General features: G+C 51.7%; 16 protein-coding genes. 3 read left to right on the top strand and 13 right to left on the bottom strand.

Annotation, left to right across the window (positions count from 1 at the left end; all coding sequences use genetic code 11):
* Positions 1-144 precede the first annotated feature (144 nt).
* The gene (locus D9736_RS06975; RefSeq protein WP_130257996.1) at positions 145-837 is read left to right on the top strand and encodes a dTMP kinase; all 693 of its coding nucleotides are present in this window, start codon (positions 145-147) and stop codon (positions 835-837) included.
* Positions 838-884: 47 nt separating this feature from the next.
* Here D9736_RS06975 and pitB read toward each other — a convergent pair whose 3' ends face one another.
* Together pitB and gss are read right to left on the bottom strand one after the other, a co-directional pair.
* The gene (pitB, locus tag D9736_RS06970) at positions 885-2384 is read right to left on the bottom strand and encodes an inorganic phosphate transporter PitB (RefSeq protein WP_130257995.1); all 1500 of its coding nucleotides are present in this window, start codon (positions 2382-2384) and stop codon (positions 885-887) included.
* Between the two features lie 302 nt (positions 2385-2686).
* A complete protein-coding gene (gene gss / locus D9736_RS06965) occupies positions 2687-4546 on the bottom strand; it encodes a bifunctional glutathionylspermidine amidase/synthase (protein WP_130257994.1) in 1860 nt (619 codons plus the stop codon).
* A gap of 204 nt (positions 4547-4750) precedes the next feature.
* Between gss and yghU the strand changes: the two genes are divergently transcribed.
* A complete protein-coding gene (gene yghU / locus D9736_RS06960; protein ID WP_126665286.1) occupies positions 4751-5617 on the top strand; it encodes a glutathione-dependent disulfide-bond oxidoreductase in 867 nt (288 codons plus the stop codon).
* A 141-nt stretch (positions 5618-5758) separates the two neighbouring features.
* On the opposite strand, the gene hybG is transcribed toward yghU, so the two are convergent.
* The 10 genes from hybG to yghX form a co-directional block, all read right to left on the bottom strand.
* On the bottom strand, positions 5759-6007 hold the full coding sequence (hybG, locus tag D9736_RS06955) for a hydrogenase maturation factor HybG (protein ID WP_000334896.1): 249 nt from the start codon (positions 6005-6007) through the stop codon (positions 5759-5761).
* 12 nt (positions 6008-6019) lie between these two features.
* On the bottom strand, positions 6020-6361 hold the full coding sequence (gene hypA / locus D9736_RS06950) for a hydrogenase maturation nickel metallochaperone HypA (protein WP_000544957.1): 342 nt from the start codon (positions 6359-6361) through the stop codon (positions 6020-6022).
* Positions 6354-6842 carry a hydrogenase-2 assembly chaperone gene (gene hybE, locus D9736_RS06945; protein WP_000134014.1) on the bottom strand — a complete coding sequence of 163 codons (489 nt, stop codon included), beginning with the start codon at positions 6840-6842 and terminating at the stop codon, positions 6354-6356. The genes hypA and hybE overlap by 8 nt, the downstream gene beginning before the upstream one ends.
* Positions 6835-7329 (bottom strand): HyaD/HybD family hydrogenase maturation endopeptidase, encoded by a 495-nt coding sequence (locus D9736_RS06940; RefSeq protein WP_001221953.1) that lies wholly within the window; start codon positions 7327-7329, stop codon positions 6835-6837. The genes hybE and D9736_RS06940 overlap by 8 nt, the downstream gene beginning before the upstream one ends.
* Positions 7329-9032, bottom strand: coding sequence for a hydrogenase 2 large subunit (gene hybC / locus D9736_RS06935; protein ID WP_000083065.1), 1704 nt, complete (start codon positions 9030-9032; stop codon positions 7329-7331). The genes D9736_RS06940 and hybC overlap by 1 nt, the downstream gene beginning before the upstream one ends.
* Complete coding sequence (gene hybB / locus D9736_RS06930) at positions 9029-10207, bottom strand: Ni/Fe-hydrogenase cytochrome b subunit (RefSeq protein ID WP_000017694.1); 1179 nt, start codon at positions 10205-10207, stop codon at positions 9029-9031. The genes hybC and hybB overlap by 4 nt, the downstream gene beginning before the upstream one ends.
* Positions 10197-11183 (bottom strand): hydrogenase 2 operon protein HybA, encoded by a 987-nt coding sequence (gene hybA, locus D9736_RS06925; protein WP_001081870.1) that lies wholly within the window; start codon positions 11181-11183, stop codon positions 10197-10199. Before hybA ends, hybB begins: the two co-directional genes overlap by 11 nt.
* Before the next feature lie 2 nt (positions 11184-11185).
* The gene (hybO, locus tag D9736_RS06920) at positions 11186-12304 is read right to left on the bottom strand and encodes a hydrogenase 2 small subunit (RefSeq protein WP_130218140.1); all 1119 of its coding nucleotides are present in this window, start codon (positions 12302-12304) and stop codon (positions 11186-11188) included.
* A 188-nt stretch (positions 12305-12492) separates the two neighbouring features.
* Positions 12493-12780, bottom strand: coding sequence for a DUF2623 family protein YghW (gene yghW / locus D9736_RS06915; protein ID WP_001059136.1), 288 nt, complete (start codon positions 12778-12780; stop codon positions 12493-12495).
* 118 nt (positions 12781-12898) lie between these two features.
* Positions 12899-13786, bottom strand: a complete 888-nt coding sequence (gene yghX, locus D9736_RS06910) for a YghX family hydrolase (protein ID WP_130257993.1) — start codon at positions 13784-13786, stop codon at positions 12899-12901.
* A gap of 156 nt (positions 13787-13942) precedes the next feature.
* Between yghX and gpr the strand changes: the two genes are divergently transcribed.
* A complete protein-coding gene (gpr, locus tag D9736_RS06905) occupies positions 13943-14983 on the top strand; it encodes an L-glyceraldehyde 3-phosphate reductase (RefSeq protein ID WP_130257992.1) in 1041 nt (346 codons plus the stop codon).
* A gap of 39 nt (positions 14984-15022) precedes the next feature.
* On the opposite strand, the gene D9736_RS06900 is transcribed toward gpr, so the two are convergent.
* Entirely contained in the window at positions 15023-15517 is a 495-nt protein-coding gene (locus D9736_RS06900; protein WP_000439331.1) for a TIGR00645 family protein, read from the bottom strand.
* Positions 15518-15665: the final 148 nt, after the last annotated feature.

Here is a 15665-nt window from a genome sequence, read left to right as displayed (position 1 = left end):
ATATTACGTGGTCCGTGCTCAGAATATCCGTTCAACCTTATTGTGACAATGGTTAATTGCGACATTGACCTGAATTACGCTTTCATTAAAACATATTAACCAGATAAATATTTGGGATGGATATTTAAATTTAAGGATATATTCATGCAGTCTATAACACCTCCATTAATAGCCGTTATTGGTAGTGATGGTTCAGGCAAGTCAACGGTTTGTGAACATCTCATTACCGTTGTCGAAAAATATGGTGCCGCAGAAAGAGTTCATTTAGGAAAGCAAGCCGGAAATGTCGGTCGTGCAGTGGTAAAACTGCCCTTAATGGGAAAATCGCTTAATAAATCAATTGAACGCAATAAAGTGAAAACAGCGAAAAAATTGCCTGGGCCAGTTCCGGCGCTGGTAATTACAGCGTTTGTCGCCCGCCGCTTACTGCGCTTTCGTCATATGCTTGCCTGTCGTCGTCGCGGGTTAATTGTTTTAACCGACCGTTATCCACAGGACCAGATTCCTGGCGCTTACGATGGTACGGTGTTCCCGCCTAACGTTGAAGGTGGTCGTTTTGTGTCATGGCTGGCAAGTCAGGAACGTAAAGCATTTCACTGGATGGCGAGCCATAAGCCTGATCTGGTCATCAAACTCAATGTCTCCCTGGACGTGGCCTGCGCGCGTAAGCCTGACCACAAACGAGAATCTCTGGCGAAGAAAATTGCCATAACGCCAAAGTTAACCTTTGGAGGCGCGCAACTGGTTGATATCGATGCCAATCAACCGCTGGAACAAGTGCTGGTTGATGCGGAAAAAGCGATAATGGATTTTATGACAGCGCGAGGTTATCACTAGTCAGAAGTGATAATGCCCGATCGCAGGACCGGGCATTAACAGGAAGGTTAGATAAGCTGCAATGCAATCCAGTACAGACTACCAGACAGAAAAATTGCCGCCGGTAAGGTAAACACCCACGCCATCAGGATACTGGTTACCGTTTTACGCTGTAACCCACCGCCATCTACCACCATCGTCCCCGCCACCGCAGAAGAGAGTACGTGAGTTGTGGAAACAGGCATCCCAATATAACTGGCAAGACCGATAGATACCGCCGCCGTCATCTGCGCCGCCATCCCTTGCGCATACGTCATGCCGCGCTTACCAATTTTCTCACCGATGGTCATCGCTACACGGCACCAGCCAATCATGGTGCCAATACCGAGTGCTAAAGCCACCGCCATGATTATCCACACTGGAGCATATTCAATGGTGCTTAACATATCGCTGCGCAGTTTTTTCAGCAGGCTCTGGTCTTCTTTGCTAACGCCTGGCAGTTTCGCCAGCTTCGCGGAGGTATCAGAGATGCAAAGCATAATACGGCGTAGCTGACTGCGTTGACTTACGTTTAACGGCTCGTAGCTTTCCATATTACCCGGCAGCATCGTTTTGACGCGCGCAATCGCATCAAAGGTATTTGCTGGATGACAGTGAAACTCCGTCGCTTGCGTGCCATCAGTCGATGCCGCAGGCAATGGAGGTTCCATCGCAATTAACTTCTGCGGCAGTTCAGGATGCTGTTGCAGATAGTGTTCGAAGTTAGTCACTGCATCGCGGGTACGGGTAATTTCATAGCCAGACGCATTCATATTGACGACGAAACCAGCAGGGGCAATCCCCACCAGTACCAGCATCACCAGGCCGATCCCTTTCTGCCCGTCGTTCGCGCCGTGCGAAAACGCCACGCCCGCAGCGGAAACAATCAGCGCAATACGCGTCCAGAATGGCGGCTTACGTTTGCCTTTTTTCTTTTTGCGATCTTCAGGAATGCGGTGAATACGGTCACGCTTTTTCGTCCCGCTCCAGAAACGGCGCAGCAGGAAAATCAGACCACCCGCAATGACCAGGCCGACGATGGGGGAGACAATTAACGAGGAGAAAATCTTGGTCACTTCACGCAGGTTTAACGCATCCATCACCGACGAGCCGGTCAATAGCGCGTTGGTTAAGCCGATGCCGATAATCGCGCCAATCAAGGTGTGCGAACTGGAGGCCGGTAAACCAAAGAACCACGTTCCCAGGTTCCAGATAATCGCCGCCAGCAGCATGGAAAAGACCATCGCCAGACCGTGGGTTGACCCCATATTCAGCAACAAATCAGTTGGCAACATATGGACGATGGCATAGGCGACGCTAAGTCCGCCAAGCAATACGCCAAAAAAGTTAAAAAATGCCGCCATCACCACGGCAAGTTGTGGCTGCATGGCACGAGTATAAATAACGGTTGCCACCGCATTCGCCGTGTCATGAAAACCATTGATTGCTTCGTAGAACAACACAAATGCCAGAGCAAGTAATAACAAAAGCCCTGTGTATATATCAAGGCCAACAAATAAATTTAGCATATATTAGATTACGCCATTTTGAATTTACGAACGGACGCATTATCAGTGACTTTAACGGCGTGGGCAAAGTGAAATATCATTTTTTAACGATAAAAAGAGTGTTATTTCTTTAGTATCAGATAATAAGTTGCTATTCAGAATTTTAAGAAATAATTAATGGCGAATCATTTCAATCATTAATATATTCATATTGTGAATTTATTAATTTAATATATTTCAATATTCAATATTTTGAGCATTCCATGAACGATTATCCGTGCTGATTATTTTTGATAATCAGCACGGGTTTGCGAAAAAGTCTATTACTCTTTCACCACAATTAACGGCTCAATATCACTCTCTTTTTTGATGACCAGAGATTCATCGCCGCGCAAACACGTCCCGCCGTAGTTGCCGCCCACGGTGAAGGTACATACCTGAATGTATTTACCGTCCACTTTTGGCAGGCACCACAGTTGCTGGTAGATATTTTTCTGCTCGGCAAATTTACCGCTGGTTTGGTCGAGCACCTCTTCATGATGGCTGACCAGGTCGATATTGCTACCACAGCGACCGGCAATCGGTTTCACGGCGTAACCGGTTTTCACCAGTTCATCATTAACAGTGAAATCGGTATCCAGCAGATAACGATGATGCGGGAACAGCGACCAGAGAATTGGCAGAATCGCTTTGTTGCCAGGGATCACCGTCCACAGCGGTTCAAAGACCAGCACTTCCGGACGCAGCAGAACGTCGATCAGGCGCACTTCATTTTGCGGATGACCGGTACGAATCGGTACTGCGGCAAACTCACGGTCGCTGACTTCGCGAATCTGATCAAACGCCGTTTCCCACGCCCAGGTCTTCCACACGCAGTTAACCAGTCGCCCTTCCCCATCAATCAGTTGTCCGGCAGCATCCCAGCCCAGTTCATCTAGCCCACGCAAGATACGCGTTTCAAAGCCCGCCTGTTGCAGCGCCTGCTCCATAAACTGCGCGTGATAGTTTTCCTCGATATCTTTGTCCTGCATGATATGGACAAACGGACGCGCGCGACTGTGTTTCCACGCGCCAGCCAGTTCGTTAATCAGCCCTTCCGCCGGATTGAAGCCGTTGCCTTTATAGCCCTGCTCCGCCCAACGTTCGAGGATCAAGCCCGCTTCAGTATGACAGGAGGCGGAGTCGGCGTTGTATTCATAGACCTTCAGGCCACGCTCATCCATACAAAAATCCATACGACCGGTGATCATATGGTGACGACGACGCTGCCAGGAGAGGCGCAAACGCGGCCAGAGGATTTTCGGAATATCGAACAGTGCCAGCAGGTTGTCATCTTTCAGCACTTTATCGGTAGCGTGAAGATACATCAGATGCAGCTCGTTGGTGGCTTTAACCAGCTCCTGTTCGGCGCTCTCCGTAATGGTGTAGTAATGATACGGATCCTGATTGATCACCTGACCGTTCGCCTGCACGTAGGCGTTTTGCAGCGGATCTTTTTCATCCAGCCATTTACCGTCAAACTGGCCATTGTCTTCCAGGCGCGCTCCGCTGATCTTCAACAAATCGCCTGCGATTTCCGGCTGCGGTAAGCTGTATTCAGTATCTTCCGTCTGGATCATCCAGCCCAGAATAGTGGTGTCATCGAAGGTGTCTTTGAGGGTATAGCAGCCGTTTTCTACTACCATCTCCAGCTCGCGCGTCCACTGTTGCCCTTGCGGCAACGGGGAATGAATCACGTTCTGTTCGGCAATACGGACTTTGTTGCCATGCAATTGGGTAATAATGGCGACATGGCCGGTGTCTTTAAATTCACCGCCTTTATCCCAGATAAGAAGCGCGCCCGCGACCGGCGCACGCGGCGAACCGTTAGGAAATGCCTGCAATGGCAGAATGTTGTCATTAACCACTTCACGCAGGAAGCGCAGCGAGAAAATCTCCCACGCCATGCCCACGTCAGTGAAGACCACACCGTAGTTCAGAAAGAGAAAACGGCGAGCAAACTCAACGCATTGCCATTTGTGGCCCATATATTCGTCGTCGATATAGCTACGGAATACGGCGTCATCTTCGTATTCCTGCGGATCGAGAGAACTGTAATCTGAAGAGTAGATTGCTACACCACCGGGGGCGTAGCCCAATAACGTCCCGAACGGGGCATCCTGGCTGGTCGTTCCTTTGCTCATCACTTTACCTTTAACAATACAACCTAAGCAGTTGGCGTAATTGTTGTGCTCTGATTACCTGCTCAGCGACATTAACCGGACAGAGGTTAGACTTATCATACACCTCAACGCAGCGGCTGGCGCAAAGGGTTAAAAAATTCACATTCTGTACAGCAAGTGACCTGCTACACTGCTTCAACACTACCACTCAGAAGGCAACTCACTATGGCAGACAATACTTATCAGCCCGCGAAAGTCTGGACGTGGGATAAATCCGCTGGCGGCGCGTTCGCCAATATCAATCGCCCGGTTTCTGGTCCGACACATGAAAAAACGCTGCCCGTTGGCAAACACCCATTGCAACTCTATTCGCTGGGAACGCCGAACGGTCAGAAAGTAACGATTATGCTTGAGGAGCTGCTGGCGCTGGGCGTCACCGGCGCAGAGTACGACGCGTGGCTGATTCGCATTGGCGATGGTGATCAATTCTCCAGCGGTTTTGTCGAAGTGAACCCGAACTCGAAAATTCCCGCTCTGCGCGATCATACGCATAACCCGCCAATCCGCGTGTTTGAGTCAGGATCGATTCTGCTTTATCTGGCCGAGAAATTTGGCTACTTCCTGCCGCAGGATCTGGCGAAGCGAACTGAAACGATGAACTGGTTGTTCTGGTTACAGGGCGCTGCGCCGTTCCTCGGTGGTGGTTTTGGTCACTTTTATCATTACGCGCCAGTGAAAATTGAGTACGCCATCAATCGCTTTACCATGGAAGCCAAACGTCTGCTCGACGTGCTGGATAAGCAACTGGCGCAGCATAAGTTTGTTGCGGGCGATGAGTACACCATTGCGGATATGGCGATTTGGCCGTGGTTTGGCAACGTGGTGTTAGGCGGCGTGTATGATGCCGCAGAGTTTCTTGATGCGGGCAGTTATAAGCACGTGCAACGCTGGGCGAAAGAAGTGGGCGAACGTCCGGCTGTGAAACGTGGGCGTATTGTTAACCGCACCAACGGACCGCTGAACGAGCAGTTGCATGAACGCCATGACGCCAGTGATTTCGAGACAAATACGGAAGATAAGCGCCAGGGGTAATGGTTACCGTTCGTCGCAGCAAGCCATCCAGACCAATGTAGGCCGGATAAGGCGTTCACGCCGCATCCGGCAATCAGGCACAATGCCTGATGCGACGCTCGCGCGTCTTATCAGGCCTACGAAAGCATCCGGCTTTAATCATCACGCGCTGGTAATGTCGTAATCCATTTGGCGCAGCGCGTCTAATGTGGCTTTGGCTTCATCTTCGTCGATGATGCTCATGGCAAATCCGACGTGCACCAGTACCCACTGGCCCAGCAGATCGGCAGGGTTACCTTCGCAAATCAGGGCGATATTCACGTCACGCTTGATACCACATACTTCAACCTGCGCAAGCTGGTGAATATCTTCACCGACAGCCAGCACCTGGCCTGGAACGCCAATACACATTGTTAACTCCGGTTATTCAACTTCAATACTTTTGACGATCAGCGAATCGCCGGTATCGACACGCAACCGCTCGCCGTGACAGAGCGGGCACTGCGCATCGTGCTGATGAATCTCCACCACCTGGCTGCAATCCCAACACCAGGCCTGGGCGGGTTTATAGACGATATGTAAATCGCACCCTTGCGCCACCGTTCCCTGGCAGACAATTTCAAAACTAAAACGGACGGCGCTCTCCTCAACGCAGGAGAGCGCACCAATTTCCAGCCACACGGCGGTGACGCGCTTAACATCGTGCTGCTCCGCCTGCCGTTGGATAATCTCAACGGCGCTCTGGCAAAGCGACAACTCATGCATTTTCGCCACTCCTGCGACCAAACAGCAGGGCGCGACGCCCTGCATGTGGTACATCCGGATTAGTGACTGGCAGCGAAAGGATCATTCGTGCGCAGTCATCCGTCAGGCGTTGGCCCTCTTCAATCGACATGCTGTGCGAAAGCGGCGACATCAGCGAACAGGAGAGGTATTGCGACACACCGTCCAGTTCGCCAACGGTAAAGGTCATAGTGCCATACGGCAGTTGCAGACCGATTTTTTCACTCACTTTGCGCAGCGGCCAGAGTTGATCCGGGCCGGGGAAGATAACTGCACTCAGCATCCACGGGGTGATCACACACCCCGTCCACTGACCTTCGAACAGCGTAAAATCAGAAACATACACCGGCATTGAAGGATGCAGAAAAGAGAGATCGTGCATCGAACGCCGGGCAATTTCTTCAAACGCTGCCTGTACTTGCGCCTTCGGGGAGGTCTGGAAACCTGCTATCTCTTCAGTCATGAATCGCCTCCCGTGGGATAGCTTCCACGCCAGATTCACGCAGCGCAGCCAGAACCTGCTCAAGCGCAGGTTCAATCATCGCTTCGACCGTCGGCGTCAAGCCGATGTGCGGCTCCAGTGATTCCGGAATTACGCCGACCAGGGTCAGCTTTTTCGGAAACTCGCCGGTGAAGCGCAGGGCCGACAAGACGTCGGCCAGGCCAAGCTGATGCGGAGAGATTTTGTTGGTAAACAACGCCGGAACTTCTTCATCCCGCAGGATCATCATCGTTCCCGGCGCGCTCTTCTTCGACACAATGGCATCCGCAATAATCAGATGATCGCGATTTGCCATGTCGCCAAGCAGCTCCATTCCCGCCGTGCCGCCATCGAGGATCTCAACATAATCCGGCAGAATGTATCGTTGCTCTAACGCTTCAACAATCCGCACACCGATGGCTTCATCGGTCAGCAAAATATTGCCGACCCCTAAGACTAAAATACGCATTACAGAACCTTCACTGAAACCACTTCGTTGCCGTCGGCATCCACTACGTGTACCGCACAGGCCATGCACGGGTCGAAGGAGTGAATGGTACGTACCACTTCCAGCGGTTTATTTGGATCGGCAACCGGTGTACCCACCAGCGACTGCTCGTAAGGACCGACGTCATCATTGAAGTTACGCGGGCCAGAGTTCCAGGTTGATGGAACAACTGCCTGGTAGTTGCTGATGATACCGTCTTTGATCACCATCCAGTGAGAGAGCATACCGCGCGGCGCTTCGAGGAAGCCAACGCCTTTAAACTCACCCGTTGCCGGAATGTTCGGCTTCACAAAGGTGGTGTGATCGCCTTTGCCGATATTGGTGATCAGTGCACTGTATTGGTTTTGCAGGATATCCTGCAATTCACAGCAGTGAACGGTACGACCAATAATACGGCCCAGCGTGGAGTGCAGCTGTGCCACTTCCAGCGTGTTGCCAGTCAGTTTCTGATAAATCGCAACGATTTCATTCAGTTTGTTCTGGGTAGATTCGCGACCTGCCGCCAGTTTCACCAGCATATTAGCCAGCGGACCCACTTCTACCGTTTTGCCGTAGAAAGTCGGCGATTTCACCCAGGAGTATTTACCGTCGTCAGACCAACCGTCGTAAGCCGGAATGGTGGTGCCTTCCCACGGTGCCTGTGGCGCTTCGTCCTTATACCAGGAGTGCTTCGCGCTTTCCTGAATTCCTTTGATCAGGTATTCATCGGAATGAGAAGTGATCGGACGATACGAGGACAGATCCGCATTCTCAATGTAGCCGCCCGGGAACAGGAAGCTGCCGTTTTTACTGTCGGTCGGGAATTCCGGCACGCTCAGGTAGTTCACCGCACCTTTACCGCGCGTCAGCCATTCCGGGTAGAACGCGGCGATAACTGCGGTATCAACCTTGTAAACCTGCTCAACAAAGTCGCTCAGCTTGTCGATGAAGGACTTGATGTACATCAGGCGCTCAAGGTTCAGCACGCCCAGACCGTCGAGGTTGATTGGGTTAGCGACCCCGCCTACCGCCAGGTTCTGAATGTGCGGCGTTTTACCGCCCAGCAGCGCCACGACGCGGTTAGCGTCACGCTGGCACTCCAACGCTTGCAGGTAGTGCGCTACCGCAATCAGGTTCACTTCCGGCGGCAGTTTCATCGCCGGGTGACCCCAGTAGCCATTGGCGAAAATACCCAACTGACCGCTGGCAACCAGATCTTTGATCTTGTTCTGAACTTTGGTGAACTCTTCCGGGCTGTTCAGATGCCAGGTCGAAACGCCTTTCAGCATTTCGGAGGCTTTGGTTGGATCAGCTTGCAATGCAGAAGTGATGTCCACCCAGTCCAGCGCCGAAAGCTGATAGAAATGAACGATATGGTCATGCGTGGTGTGCGCAGCCAGAATGATGTTACGGATGTATTGCGCGTTAACCGGAACGTCGATATTCAGCGCACTTTCTGCCGCACGGACGGAAGACAGCGCGTGAGTAGTAGTACATACGCCACAGATACGTTGCACAATCATCCATGCATCGCGCGGATCGCGGTTTTTCACGATCTCTTCCATGCCGCGCCACATGGTACCGGAAGCCCATGCTTTCGAAACGACGCCATTTTCGATTTCGCAATCGATGCGTAAATGCCCTTCAATTCGGGTTACCGGATCAATAGTAATTCTCTGGCTCATGCTTTGCTCGCCTCATGACGATTATGATCGTTTTGTTTTAAAGGAGGAAGTATCGGCAGTAGACGAATGAGTACGATGTAAGCGCAAATCTCAATAGCCACAAAACCAATAGAAATCAACAGTTCTTCCCAGGTCGGGAAGTAGGCGTAACCGCCGCCCGGGTTGAATGCCACCAGCGAATAGGTCAGACGCCAGGTTGCACAACCTAACAGCGCGCTCAGTGCCGACAGGAACAGCATGCGGGAATCATTACGCAGCTTCGCCACACGCAGAACCACCAGCGGGAAGAGCATCAGCAGGACTTCAATCCAGAACATCACGGAGTAGAAGTCACCGGCAAACGCTAACGACAGCTTGTCGCGATAGATAAGCTCGCCAAAGCGCAGCACGATGAAAATCGCCAGCAACACACTGATGGTGTTGGTCAGCTTGACGAACAGGCTCTTTTCATCTGGACCATTGCCACGCAGACCCGCCTGCACCAGTGAACCTTCAAAGATGACAATCGAGAAGCCCATGATGAACGCCGTCAGCAGCGAGAACAGCGGCAACATTTCATAGCTCTGCCACAGCGGATGCACCTTGTAGCCCGCCGAGATCATCAGCGACCCCATTGAAGACTGGTGCATAGTTGGCAGCAGCGCACCGAGCGCGATGATGAAGAACATCACCTTGTTCAGACGCTTGAGCGACACTTTCCAGCCCAGACGTTCAAACAGTGCCGGAGCAAACTCCAGTGCCATCACGCCGATGTAGATGGTCATACAGACCGCCGTCTCGAACAGTACCGAGTTCACGTTGAAGTGACCCGGAATGTAGAAGTACGGCAGGTTCCAGTAGCGACCAACGTCGATGGTGATCGACAAGCCACCCAGTGAGTAACCAAACAGACTCGCCAACAGCGCCGGACGCACCAGCGGATGGTATTGCCCACGGTTAAAGACGTATACCGCCCACGCCAGCGCCCAGCCGCCACAGGCAAAGCCGGTGCCGATCAACAGGTCAAACGCGATCCACACGCCCCACGGGAAGCCGCCGTTCAGGTCAGAGACAGAGCCCAGACCGAACACCAGACGCTTCACAATCAGGAGCATACAGATGACGATTAACGGTCCAAAAATCATGACCGGTTTACTGATGATTTTGCCGCCCAGCGGTTGTGGATCATGACTCATGATCGTCTCCTCCGTCGTGATGGTCGTTTTTGGTGTTGCGACGAACCAGCACGGTTAAGCCCGCCAGCACAGCCAGTGGTAGCATCATGCCTTTATACAGGGTGTGTTGAATATTTTCGGAACGCGCACCGGTAGAAAGATCGTCCAGTTTCGGCAGGTCGAGATTTTCATAAGGCACACCCGTCAGTACCAGAACCTGAGTACCGCCGCCCTCTTTCTCGCCGTACAGATGCGGATAATATTTCGGCACCGTGTGCAGGTAAGTGTCGCCAGATTTCAGCGTCTGACGCGGATAGTGGTATTCGCTGCCAGGCTTCAGCGCCAGACGTTTTTTCGCCTCCGCCATCAGCTCTTCACGCGTACCAAAAATCACCGCGCCCGCCGGACACACTTCTACGCAGCCAGGCAGACCGCCTTTATCGAGACGTTCCACACCTTTCTGGTTGCACAGTTCGCACTTATGCAGCGCACCAAACGGGTTGTTGTAGTCGTACTTCGGCACGTTGTACGGACAGGCAACCATGCAGTAACGGCAGCCGGTGCACACGTCTTTGTCGTAATGGACAATGCCGGTTTTCGGATCTTTTTTCAGTGCAGAAACCGGACACACGGAGACACAGTTCGGATCAACGCAGTGCATACACTGTTTCTTAATGTACGCGTAGCCGTTCTCCTCCTGGTCTTTGTTGACGCCCGTGCCGCTGGTCCACACCTGAATGATGTTATTGGTGTACGGCGACAGTTTGTCGTTGTTCGACCAGGTCTGTTCCCCTTGCGGGTTACGCTCAGGGAAGTTGATATCCTGACACTTGGTGACGCAAGCCTGACAGCCTACGCACAAGGTCGAGTCGTACAACATCCCCAGCGATCCCGGAATTGGCGGGCGGTTTTCAGCAGCCGCATGGCTGACAGATGGCAGTGCGCCCGTCAGCAATGCCCCGCAGGAGGCTGCTTTAATAAAATTACGTCTGTTCACGGTTATTCTCCCCGTGAGTCAGCGTTATCTTTCTTTTGCTGACGACCCAGTTCACGCACCGCCATCACGCTGACACCGGCAACCAGCCCAACCACACCGCCGAGCAAACCGATAGCGCCCGCAGAGACGTTGCCGCCTTCTTTAGCGTTGACGTCCGGTTTTTGTGAACGCGGAGTCTGGTTTTCGACGTTGGCAAGCTGATGGATGCCTTTATGGAAGCCGATACCTTCTTCGTTACAGCCGTAGCACGGGTGACCAATCGCCACCGGCCACACGCCGCCAACGTCGCAGAATTGCAGCGTTGAGCAGTTGCCGTAAGTTTCTGGCCCTTTACAGCCGAGGTGGTACAGGCACCAGCCTTCACGGTGGCCTTCATCACCGAACTCTTTGGCAAAACGACCAGCATCGAAGTGCGGGCGGCGTTCGCAGTGTTCGTGAATCAGACGACCATAGGCGAAGGTCGGACGGTTTTTATCATCCAGCTTCGGCGGTTTGCCGTAAGTGATGAGGTGCGCAACGGTCGCGAGGAAGTTGTGCGGGTTTGGCGGGCAGCCAGGAATGTTGATTACAGTTTTGCCTGGCAGAACTTCTTGCAGGCTGACTGCGCCGGTTGGGTTAACTCCAGCCGCGGCAACACCGCCCCACGCGGAGCAGGAACCGATAGCGATAATTGCTGCTGCGCCTTCTGCCGCTTTGCGGATGTGATCCACAATCGGCTCACCGGCAACCATGCAATAAATACCGTTATCTTTTAATGGGATGGAACCATCCACAACCAACACATACTGCCCTTTGTACTTCTCAAGTGCGTTGTGTTTGTTCTCTTCAACCTGATGGCCGAAGGCGGCAGAAAGCACTTCGTGATACTCCAGAGAGATAGTCTCCAGCACGAGGTTTTCTACCGTTGGATGCGTCGCACGAAGCAGAGATTCCGTACAACCGGTGCATTCCTGCGCGCCAATCCAGATAACCGGCGGGCGCTGCGGGTTAGTGACCGATTCGGCCATCTCTGCGGCGGCTTTGCTACTTAACCCCATGGTGGCGGCTAATGCTGCACAAAGCTTCATGAAATCACGACGATTAATGCCGTGAGAATGGATGAGGGTGTTATCTCCAGTCATTTATTGTTATTCCGTTGCGAAGACCTGGCATATATTTTGCCTCAACCGCAAAATCAATAATGCGATCGATGCGCCATTTACCACACATTTATTATGGTTATCATTACAATGATACTGCGGCGGGGCGCTAAAACGAAGGGAATAAGCATTAGTGTAATTAATTAAAGCAAGATAATACGTATGTTTGATCAATTTTCGAGGCGATAACCAGCCATAAAAAAGCGCAACGTAGAACAGGAATTATTCTCACGAAAGAAATCCATTACCATCTCTTTATCCAGCCCATAACGGCGCGTCAGAATACCCGCTTCCCAGGCGCTGAGCTGGCGATCGCCGGTCTTTTCATACATCCGGTGCGAGTAGCCTAATACAAAACCACGTTTATAATCGGCGCAAAATTTAGTCACATTAACTGCACTGTCGGCATGCGTTGCTTTTAATCCCGCCATTAAGCCTTTACCGAAATGGTTATTCATCGTTTACCTCAAACGCTATATATCAGTATATATAGCGATATTTTAGGCAAACTCCGACTTTTACGCACGCTATTTTTTCCTGCACATGTAGGACGTTATCCTTTAAGGGATAAACACTTCAGGAAAGATATTTATCGAACCATGTCAGCGTCCTTTGCCAGGCAAGATCGGCGGCTGATTTGTCATAACGTGGCGTGGAATCATTATGGAATCCATGGTTAACCCCCGGATAGATATACGCTTCATAGACTTTGTTATTGGCCTTCAACGCCGCCTCATAAGCGGGCCAGCCCTCGTTGATTCGGGTATCCAGTTCCGCGTAGTGGAGCAGTAAAGGCGCTTCAATCTTCGCCACATCGGCAGTGGGTGCCTGACGACCATAAAACGGCACCGCGCAGGCCAGTTCCGGATACGCCACGGCAGCCGCGTTCGATACGCCACCGCCATAGCAAAATCCGGTAATACCCACTTTGCCTGTCGCTTGCGGATAGCGTTGCATAAACTCAATTGCGGCAAAGAAATCATTCATCAGTTTGGTTGGATCAACCTGCTGTTGCAGCTCACGACCTTTATCATCATTACCCGGATAACCTCCAACGGAACTTAAGCCGTCAGGTGCCAGGACGATATACCCCGCCTTCGCCACCCGCCGTGCTACATCTTCGATATACGGATTCAGCCCACGATTTTCATGCACGACCACCACAGCGGGTGTTTTGTCGCTCATCTTCGCAGGCTTCACCAGATAACCACGAACCTCGCCGTGACCATTTGGCGAAGGATACGTGATGTACTCAGCGACAATCTCCGGGTCAGTAAACTCCACCTGGGTCGCCCACGCGTAATTTGGCTTGAGCAAATCAAACAACGCTAACGCCGTCATCCCGCCCACCGCGTACTTCGCTGCCAGGTTGAGAAACTCACGTTTTGATATTTTCCCATGAGCGTAATAGTCGTAGTAATCCAGCAACTCTTGCGGAAAATCTTTGGCGGTCAAACGCGGCATCGTTTTACTCCTCAGCTGTTGTTTTTTTAAGCAAAGCATAAGCGTGTGTTTTTGCCCAGTTTTTCGTCACTCTGTGAGCGATGCTACGGGATACGTCCTGGTAAATCGCTAGACTAGAAACATTGTTTCGAAATTGAATGGTGGAAAGGAGATGTCATGGTCTGGTTAGCGAATCCCGAACGTTACGGGCAGATGCAGTACCGCTATTGCGGAAAAAGCGGTTTACGCCTGCCCGCGTTATCGCTCGGTTTATGGCACAATTTCGGTCACGTTAACGCGCTGGAATCACAGCGTACGATCCTGCGTAAAGCGTTTGATTTAGGCATTACGCACTTTGATTTAGCCAACAATTACGGCCCGCCTCCAGGAAGTGCAGAAGAGAACTTTGGTCGTCTGTTACGGGAAGATTTTGCGCCTTATCGTGACGAGTTAATTATCTCCACCAAAGCTGGCTATGATATGTGGCCTGGCCCGTATGGCTCTGGCGGGTCGCGTAAATACCTGCTCGCCAGTCTCGACCAAAGCCTGAAGCGTATGGGGCTTGAGTATGTCGATATCTTTTACTCGCACCGTGTCGATGAAAATACGCCAATGGAGGAAACCGCCTCTGCGCTTGCCCATGCGGTGCAAAGTGGTAAGGCGCTGTATGTTGGGATCTCTTCATACTCGCCAGAGCGGACGCAAAAAATGGTCGAGTTGCTGCGCGAGTGGAAAATTCCGCTGTTAATTCATCAGCCTTCATACAATTTACTGAACCGCTGGGTGGATAAAAGCGGCCTGCTGGATACCCTGCAAAATAACGGCGTGGGCTGCATTGCCTTCACCCCACTGGCCCAGGGATTGCTGACCGGAAAATATCTCAACGGCATTCCTGAAGATTCACGGATGCATCGCGAAGGTCATAAAGTGCGCGGCCTGACACCGAAAATGCTCACCGACGCTAACCTCAACAGCCTGCGGTTATTGAATGAAATGGCACAGCAGCGCGGTCAGTCTATGGCGCAAATGGCGTTAAGCTGGTTGCTGAAAGATGAGCGAGTGACGTCGGTATTGATTGGAGCCAGCCGTGCGGAGCAACTGGAGGAGAACGTGGAGGCGCTGAATAATCTGACGTTTAGCACCGAGGAGTTAGCGCAGATTGACCAGCATATCGCTGATGGCGAGCTGAATCTGTGGCAGGCGTCGTCCGATAAATGACGTATTGATAACGGGCGCGAGAACCGCGCCCGAATCAGATCAGTGATTATGACGAGTTAGTCGGTCAAGATAGCCCATCACAAATGCAGAAAGCACAAACGTCAGATGGATAATGACGTACCACATCAGTTTGTTATCCGGGACATTTTTCGCATCCATAAAGACGCGCAGTAAGTGAATGGAAGAGATTGCCACAATCGACGCTGCCACTTTGTTTTTTAGCGACGTTGCGTCCATTTTCCCCAGCCAGTTCAGTTTCTCTTTGTTCTCGGAGATATCCAGCTGCGAAACGAAATTCTCATAACCGGAAAACATCACCATCACCAGCAAACCGCCAACCAGCGTCATATCCACCAGCGACAGCAACACGAGGATCAAATCTGATTCTGCCATTGAGAAGATATTCGGCAGGACGTGAATAATCTCCTGGAAGAACTTCAGTGCCAGGGCAACCAGCGCCAGCGAAAGGCCAAAGTACACGGGGGCAAGCAGCCAGCGAGAAGCATACATTGCATTTTCAAGAAAACGTTCCATACATTCCTGTCGTGTAGTTAAAACGGGCAACAGTATATCGCAATTGAGTTAACAGCACGCAACAGCAAATCAACATATACGTTAACCCGTTATCGCATAAATCCGAGGTTTAGGGATCTTCCTGGTTCCCTGATTACCGTGGCGCGTG

Origin of the sequence: Escherichia sp. E10V10 (assembly GCF_004211985.1) — a bacterium.
Classification (GTDB): Bacteria; Pseudomonadota; Gammaproteobacteria; order Enterobacterales; family Enterobacteriaceae; genus Escherichia.
The sequence above is the reverse complement of the archived record's forward strand: the minus strand, read 5'-3'. Positions and strand labels throughout refer to the sequence as shown.

Excerpts from the sequence above, each read along its gene's own strand:
- D9736_RS06975 (WP_130257996.1), top strand. The coding sequence starts at position 145 with ATGCAGTCTATAACACCTCCATTAATAGCCGTTATTGGTAGTGATGGT.
- pitB (WP_130257995.1), bottom strand. The coding sequence starts at position 2,384 with ATGCTAAATTTATTTGTTGGCCTTGATATATACACAGGGCTTTTGTTA.
- gss (WP_130257994.1), bottom strand. The coding sequence starts at position 4,546 with ATGAGCAAAGGAACGACCAGCCAGGATGCCCCGTTCGGGACGTTATTG.
- yghU (WP_126665286.1), top strand. The coding sequence starts at position 4,751 with ATGGCAGACAATACTTATCAGCCCGCGAAAGTCTGGACGTGGGATAAA.
- hybG (WP_000334896.1), bottom strand. The coding sequence starts at position 6,007 with ATGTGTATTGGCGTTCCAGGCCAGGTGCTGGCTGTCGGTGAAGATATT.
- hypA (WP_000544957.1), bottom strand. The coding sequence starts at position 6,361 with ATGCATGAGTTGTCGCTTTGCCAGAGCGCCGTTGAGATTATCCAACGG.
- hybE (WP_000134014.1), bottom strand. The coding sequence starts at position 6,842 with ATGACTGAAGAGATAGCAGGTTTCCAGACCTCCCCGAAGGCGCAAGTA.
- D9736_RS06940 (WP_001221953.1), bottom strand. The coding sequence starts at position 7,329 with ATGCGTATTTTAGTCTTAGGGGTCGGCAATATTTTGCTGACCGATGAA.
- hybC (WP_000083065.1), bottom strand. The coding sequence starts at position 9,032 with ATGAGCCAGAGAATTACTATTGATCCGGTAACCCGAATTGAAGGGCAT.
- hybB (WP_000017694.1), bottom strand. The coding sequence starts at position 10,207 with ATGAGTCATGATCCACAACCGCTGGGCGGCAAAATCATCAGTAAACCG.
- hybO (WP_130218140.1), bottom strand. The coding sequence starts at position 12,304 with ATGACTGGAGATAACACCCTCATCCATTCTCACGGCATTAATCGTCGT.
- yghW (WP_001059136.1), bottom strand. The coding sequence starts at position 12,780 with ATGAATAACCATTTCGGTAAAGGCTTAATGGCGGGATTAAAAGCAACG.
- yghX (WP_130257993.1), bottom strand. The coding sequence starts at position 13,786 with ATGCCGCGTTTGACCGCCAAAGATTTTCCGCAAGAGTTGCTGGATTAC.
- gpr (WP_130257992.1), top strand. The coding sequence starts at position 13,943 with ATGGTCTGGTTAGCGAATCCCGAACGTTACGGGCAGATGCAGTACCGC.
- D9736_RS06900 (WP_000439331.1), bottom strand. The coding sequence starts at position 15,517 with ATGGAACGTTTTCTTGAAAATGCAATGTATGCTTCTCGCTGGCTGCTT.